This window comes from Actinokineospora sp. (genome assembly GCF_050699995.1).
GTDB lineage: Bacteria > Actinomycetota > Actinomycetes > Mycobacteriales > Pseudonocardiaceae > Actinokineospora.
In genome coordinates this window covers 1-6,001 of the sequence record NZ_JBOHGC010000558.1, presented here as the reverse complement: position 1 = coordinate 6,001, position 6,001 = coordinate 1, and the positions used below count along the sequence as shown (strand labels likewise).

General features: G+C 69.8%; 4 protein-coding genes. 3 read left to right on the top strand and 1 reads right to left on the bottom strand.

Annotated elements, in window-relative coordinates:
* Nucleotides 1-2,302: nitrate- and nitrite sensing domain-containing protein (locus ACRDSQ_RS27215; protein WP_431424906.1), on the bottom strand; the 2,302-nt coding region annotated here is incomplete at its 3' end.
* 675 nt (nt 2,303-2,977) lie between these two features.
* On the opposite strand from ACRDSQ_RS27215, the gene ACRDSQ_RS27210 reads away from it, so the two are divergent.
* From ACRDSQ_RS27210 to ACRDSQ_RS27200, 3 genes are all read left to right on the top strand, one after another.
* Nucleotides 2,978-5,179: a molybdopterin cofactor-binding domain-containing protein gene (locus ACRDSQ_RS27210; protein ID WP_431424904.1), complete on the top strand. Its 2,202-nt coding sequence runs from the start codon at nt 2,978-2,980 to the stop codon at nt 5,177-5,179.
* An 11-nt stretch (nt 5,180-5,190) separates the two neighbouring features.
* Nucleotides 5,191-5,646 carry a (2Fe-2S)-binding protein gene (locus ACRDSQ_RS27205; RefSeq protein WP_431424903.1) on the top strand — a complete coding sequence of 152 codons (456 nt, stop codon included), beginning with the start codon at nt 5,191-5,193 and terminating at the stop codon, nt 5,644-5,646.
* A 226-nt stretch (nt 5,647-5,872) separates the two neighbouring features.
* Nucleotides 5,873-6,001 (top strand): lipoprotein (locus tag ACRDSQ_RS27200; RefSeq protein ID WP_431424908.1); only part of this gene is annotated, 129 nt, incomplete at its 3' end.

The following is a 6,001-nucleotide window of genomic DNA, read 5'->3' as shown; positions in this document are numbered from 1 at the left end:
TCGTCGGCCTGCTCGGCGCGGCGGGCTGCGGGGGGGTGGGTGCGCCCGGGGCGGCCGCGGTGGGCCGCGGTGCTTCCTTGGGCGCGGGCGGGGTCTGCGGGATGCGCTGCGTCGGCGCTCCGCCCGCGAGCTCCACATTGTCCACAATGGACGGTTTCAGGTCACCGGTGGTGTGGACTCTGCCGTTGCCGTTGCCGTTCGAGCCGTTCGACGGTGGGGCCTGCTCGTCGGCGGGCGTCATCCAGGTCGAGAAGCCGTTGCTCTCCCTCGTGGGCACGGGCTCCGCGGCCGGGCCGATCGGCAGTTGCCCGGAGGTGCGGCGGTGCAGCGGCTCCGGCCGCGTGGGCTCCGGCGCGACCGGTTCGGGCCTCGGCGCGGGCTCACCGGTGCGCTCAGGCTCGCGGACGACGACGTTGTTGGGCACCAGGACGACCGCACGCACACCGCCGTAGATCGACTCGCGCAGCGCGACCTTGATGCCGTGCTGGGTAGCCAGCCGCCCGACCACGAACAAACCGATCCGCGACTCCCCCGACAGCGCCATGACACCGAAGTCGGGCGGGCTCTGCAGCCTGCGGTTGAGGTCCTCGATCTGGTCCTCTTCGATACCGAGACCCTGGTCCTCGATCTCGATGACGACACCACGGCCGACCAGGGTGCCCACCACGTCGACGTGCGTCTCCGGCGGCGAGAACGACGTGGCGTTGTCGATCAGCTCGGCGAGCAGGTGGATGAGGTCGGCGACGACCGCGCCCTGCAGCGACACCTCCGGCAGCTTGCCGGTGTTGACCCGCTCGTAGTCCTCGGTCTCGGCGACCGCGCTGCGCACGACGTCGAGCAGCGCGACCGGGTTGCGCCAGCGCCTGCCGGGCTGCTTGCCGCCGAGGATGATCAGGCTCTCGGCGTTGCGCCTGCTTCGGGTGGCGAGGTGATCGAGCTGGAAGAGCAGGGCGAGCTGGTCCGGATCGTCCTCGGACCGCTCCGCCTTGTCGAGCACCTTGAGCTGGCGGTGCACCATGACCTGGCTGCGGTGGGCGATGTTGAGGAACACCGAGCGGACGCCTTGGCGGATCTCGGCTTCCTTCGCCGTCGCCGCGACGGCGGTGCGCTGGGCCTTGCCGAACGCGTTCGCGACCTGGCCGATCTCGTCGTCGCCGTGGTCGAACAGCGGCAGTTCGGCCTCGACGTCGACGCGCTCGCCGCGGCCGAGCCGGTCGATCACGTCGGGCAGCTTGTGCTCGGCGACCTCGAGGGTCTCCACGCGCAGCCTGGTGAGCCTGCGGATGAGGCTGCGCGAGACGCGCAGCGCGATCAGCATGGCGGCGATGGCGACGAGGAGAATCGTCAGACCGGCGGCCAGGGACGTCGCCAGCACCCGGCTGCCGCTGTCGGTGCCGAGGTCGGCGGCGTAGGACGAGTGCGACTTGTACAGCTCGACGAGCCCGGCGGAGACGTTGCGGTTCGCGTCCTCCCAGGCGGCGACGTCGAACGGGACCGGGTGCTTGCCGGGGCCCTTGGCCATGATCGAGTCGTCGCCCGCGACCAGGGTCTTCCAGTTCGGCGTCGCCTTGAGCGCGGTGTACTGCTTGCGCTCCTGCTCGGTCAGCCGCGGCACGATCGTCTCGATCAGCTCGTGGTAGGTACCCATCTGGTGGGCGAGCTCGTGGAACTCCTTGGTGTCGAGGCCGTTGGCCATGGCCCGCTCGACGAGCACGTGCGAGCGCGCCTGCGCCTCGACCGAGCGGAACAGCTCGGAGCTGATCATCTGCTCGAAGCCGACCTCGGCGTCGGTCGCCGAGCGCGCGATGCCCTGCACGCCCTCGCCGACGAACTCGACGAGTTCGCTGTAGAAGTCATAGACCTGCTGCACCGTGGCCGTGCCGCTGTCGACCAGCTGACGGGTCGACGGCAGTTCGCGGGCGGTCTCGTTGAGCCGCTCCAGCGGACGGCTGAGCTCGTCGGGCGCGTCCGCGGCCAGCGTCTCGGTCGTGGCGGCGAGTTCCTTCACCGCCGCGTCCACCTCGCGGCGCTGCCGGTCGAGCGCGCCGGGGTCGCCCCCGGCGCCGGTGAGCTGCAGCGTGGTCAGCCGCCGCTCCTCCTGGACCGCGACGATCACCCGCGAGCTCGGGCCGAGCGCGCCGCGCACGTTGTCGGCGAAGGACTGCGTGCTCACGCCCTGGTACGCCAGGTAGACGGAGAGGGCGACACCCACGACGAGGATCGCGATCGACGGGATCAGGGCGATGGCCAGCACCCGCGACTGGATCGTGCCCGACCCGCGTAGCCGGTTCAGTCTCTGCATGGGCGTCGCCCCAGAACCTTCCATGATCATCGTCCGGGTCGGACGACCATTGCCGTTCGACCGATCCGGACGCGTCCCCATCGCCGTTGTGATCTTTGCCGTCCCAGCCGTAACGATCGAGCCGTCCGATCGTTGCGCGGCTATGAATGGAAACACACCGTAGGGATGAATCGGTATGCCGTCAAACAATGCGATGGGCGCGGCGAAAGGCGAGCGGGCACCCGCAATAGAGGGCGCGCCGCGGCCGGGATTGCCGGGTTCCGCGACGGCTGCGGGGCCGTATTTGACGCGAGCTCGAGAGGTTGTCCGAGAACTTATAGCAGATCACCCGTACGGGTGCTACTCCAGGGTAGCTTCACCGGATGGCCTAGTCGGGATTACTCCGAACAGGGGATCGATCTTCTCGCAAGGGCGTACGTAGAGTGTCGGTCGACCACCGACCGCAAGGTGCTGATCACGTCACGCACCGTGTTGTCGGCTATTCGTGTCGCCTGCGAAATTCGCAAGAGGCCTCTTTCTTTCCGCCCCGAGACCGCTTTAGTCAATGCATTTCCGGTGTGATAAAAACTAGACCACCGCGCGGCCGGGACGCTCACGGATCGCGCGTTTTCGCAGTTGAACCAGCGTGCGGACCGGGATTAACGCTCCTGCCGCGCATTCTCGGAAGGAGTTCGGATGGCAGGCCCCGGCGAGCCGACTGCCCGCACGGAGGAAACCCCGGACGCCAAGCCGAGAGTCGGCAGGCGCAAGTTCCTCACATTCCTGGTCGCCGCCCCGACGCTCACCGTCGCCGCGAAGTTGACCTTCGATCCGGTCGCCGACGCCCTGCCGAGTCTCCCCGCGCCCTCCGAACTCCTCGACCTCGGTGACGTCATCACGCTGGCGACCAAGCCGACGGCGTGGTCGATGGTGCTGCGGGTCGAGGACGACGGGCGGGTCCGGTTCGAACTGCCCCGCGCCGAGTCCGGCCAGGGCATCACCACGACCGCGGCGATGATCATCGCCGAGGAGCTGGGCGCCCGGCTCGGCGACGTCGCGGTGGAACTCTCCGACGCCAAGCCCGAGTTCCTGTGGAACCAGTTCACCGCCGGATCGACCGGTGTGCGGACGCTGTGGGGCCCGCTGCGCGGGATCGCCGCGACCGCCCGCGCGCGGCTGATCACCGCCGCCGCGAAGCGCATGGGTGTCGAGGCCGGGACGCTGACCACACGGGACTCCGCCGTGTGGGCGCCGGACGGGCGCAGCGAGAGCTTCGGCGCACTGGCCTCGGCCGCCGCGTCGACCACCAGCACCGCGGTGTCCACCGCGCCGAAGGACGCCTCGGGCTACACCCTGATCGGCAAGCCGACCGGCCGGATGGACGCGCGCGACATCGTCACCGGCAAGGCCGAGTACGCGATGGACATGACGATCGAGGGCGCGCTGGCGACCGTGGTCGCCCGGCCGCCGACGATCAAGGGCAAGGTCGCCTCGTTCGACGCCGCCCCCGCCCTGGCCATCCCCGGCGTGGTCGCGGTGACCCAGATCCCCAGCGGTGTCGCGGTCAGCGCCGAGACGATCGATCTGGCGCTCAAGGGCCGCGACGCGCTAGTGATCACCTGGCAGAACGGCCCCGCGGTCGGCCTGTCCGACGCCGACATCCGGACCAAGCTGCGGGCCTCGACCGCGCCGCTCGCGGTTCCCCGGCTGCTGACCAACCACCTCGACGCGAGCTTCGACTTCGCTTTCGTCAGCCACGCGCCGATGGAGGTGCACAGCGCCATCGCCGACGTCCGCGAGGACAGCGCCGAGGTGTGGGTGGCCTGCCAGTCGCCGATCATGGCGCAGAACGACGTGGCCAAGAGCATCGGACTTGCGCCGGCCGCGGTGAAACTGCACGTCCTGCGCGCGGGCGGCTCGTTCGGCCGCAGGCTGTTCTGGGAGCCCGCCGTCGAGGCCGCGCAGGTCTCCAAGAAGATCGGCAAGCCGGTCCGGCTGATGTGGACCCGCACCGACGACGTGCGCCACGGCAGGCTTCGGCCCGCGTCGCACCACAAGATCCGCGCCACCTACCTGCTCGGCGAGGTGCTGTCCTTCGAGCACCGGATGGCCTCGGTCGAGACCGACCTCAAGCACGGCTTCGGCGAGCTGGTCACCGCGAGCGGCGCGGCGATCTCCGGTCCTGGTGACGGGCTGCTGTTCTTCCACCTGTCGGCCGCCAACCCGTACCACTTCGGGCTGGTCACCCAGCTGCTGACCGAGGTGCCCGTGCCGGTGCACACCGGCAGCTGGCGCTCGGTGTACTCGGCGGGCCTGCGCACGGCCGAGGAAGTCGTCGTCGACGAACTCGCCGCGAAGATGGGCAAGGACCCGGTGCAGTTCCGGATGTCGGTGCTGAAGTCCAAGCGGGCCAAGGACGTGCTGGCCAAGGTCGCCAAGGAAGGCCAGTGGGGCAAGGCGATGCCGCGTGGCTGGGCCCAGGGTGTCGCGGTGCACGAGGAGTACCGGTCGGTCACCGCGTGCCTGGTGGAGATCAACGCCACCGACCCGAAGGCGCCGCGGGTGACCAGGGCGACCATCGCCGTCGACGTGGGCCGGGCGATCAACCCGACCGGCCTCAAAGCCCAGATGATGGGCGGGCTGATGGACGCGATCTCGACCGTCCTGCAGGCGGGCGTGCACCTCGACGCGGGCAAGGTCCGGGAGAAGAGCTACGCCGACTTCCGCTACGCGAGGCAGAAGGACGCGCCGATCAAGCTCGACGTGTTCGTGATGCCCCCGACCGGCGAACCCGGTGGCGCGGGCGAACTCGGCGTGCCCGCGGCGGCGGGGGCGGTGGCCAACGCCTACGCCAGGGCGACCGGAACCAAGCCGCGCAGCTTCCCGATCAACTTCTGAGGAGTACGTCCGTGCCCACGTACAGGTTCAACGTCAACGGCAAGCCGGTCGCGGTCGACGCGCCCGCGGACACGCCGCTGCTCTGGGTGCTGCGCGAGCGGCTCGGCCTCACCGGGCCGAAGTACGGCTGCGGGGTCGGGGCGTGCCGGGCGTGCACCAGCCACCTCGACGGCAAGGAGTTCCAGCCGTGCACCGTCGCGGTCTCGGAGTGCAACGGTCGCAAGATCACCACGATCGAGGGCCTCGCCGACGGCGACACCCTGCACCCGGTCCAGCAGGCGTGGCTCGAGGAGGACGTCGCGCAGTGCGGGTTCTGCCAGCCCGGCCAGATCATGGCCGCGGCCGCCCTGCTGAAGACGACTAAGACGCCGACCGACGCCGACATCGACGCGATCGAGAACGTCTGCCGCTGCGGCACCTACTGCCGCATCCGCGACGCCATCAAGCGCGCGTCCGCGGCCATGTAGCCATTCGTCCATAGTGGACAGCCCGGCGGGTCTCGACGACCGCCGGGCATTCGCTGTTGCGCGAATCTCTTGGTATCACTGGACATGCGGCCGAACAGCCCAAGTCTTTTTTGGACTATTCGGAGTACCCCGAGCGAAGTCGTACTCACCAGTAGGATAATCTCGGCCCCCTATCGGATCCCCCACGGAGCGCGGTGAACGGCTCCGGCCGATCAAGGAGGCTCTATTGTCCGCCCGCACACTGTCCATTGTGGCCACCGCCCTGCTGCTCGCCGGATGCGGCCAGACCGACCAGCCGCCCGCGGCTGAGTCGTCGTCGCCGAGCGCCGCCCCGGCCCCGGCCCCGGCCCTGCGC